Source organism: Bacillus sp. SIMBA_074, assembly GCF_046534555.1.
GTDB lineage: Bacteria > Bacillota > Bacilli > Bacillales > Bacillaceae_G > Bacillus_A > Bacillus_A mycoides.
Genome location: NZ_JAWRYM010000660.1, coordinates 1 through 265 on the forward strand (window position 1 = coordinate 1; position 265 = coordinate 265).

At 44.5% G+C, this 265-nt stretch carries 1 pseudogene; it reads left to right on the forward strand.

The window, feature by feature from the left end:
- Positions 1–265 (forward strand): annotated as a pseudogene (locus SB773_RS32405) (peptide chain release factor 3); the annotation flags it as partial.

The window sequence follows — 265 nt, forward strand, 5'->3', positions numbered from 1 at the left end:
CGGAAGCGGGTAACCAATTCTCTGAAGAAAACATTGCGAATGGAAAACTTAGTCCCGTATTTTTCGGAAGTGCTTTAACGACATTCGGTGTTCAGACGTTTTTGGATGCCTATCTGAAATTTGCACCAGCCCCACAAGCACGGATGACAACATCAGGTGAAATGAGTCCTGTCAGTAATGATTTTTCCGGCTTCATTTTCAAGATACAGGCGAATATGAATCCGAAACACCGTGATCGGATTGCTTTCCTTCGTATCTGCTCCGG